Below are 303 nucleotides of genomic sequence, written 5' to 3' on the forward strand. Positions count from 1 at the left end.
TTGTTTTCCTGATCCGGCATTATGATCCACCTCACTTTCACTACTATTGTTTATTGGCTTAATCCAGATGGCACCATTACGTACATCCGCATTGGCCGATGGGTCTTGGTTGGTGTAGAAGACCTGTGGCATTCGATCAAGTGCTGCATTAGCTAACGCTTCAATCCTAGCCAACTTAGGATCAGTTGTTTGACTATGTAGGATGGATGCTGGTGCATTGTTATACGTGACATCTGTACCCTGTGCTGGATTCCACGGGTACCACGAATAACCAACTGCCGTTACTTCAGTTGAGTAGTAATC

1 protein-coding gene is annotated in these 303 nt (G+C 45.2%); it reads right to left on the bottom strand.

The window, feature by feature from the left end:
* Positions 1-303, bottom strand: a 303-nt coding sequence (locus tag ACFILA_RS09815; RefSeq protein ID WP_375661156.1) for a hypothetical protein, incomplete at both ends; no start/stop codon positions are given.

Source organism: Bartonella sp. CL71SXKL (assembly GCF_042194935.1).
Taxonomy (GTDB): domain Bacteria; phylum Pseudomonadota; class Alphaproteobacteria; order Rhizobiales; family Rhizobiaceae; genus Bartonella.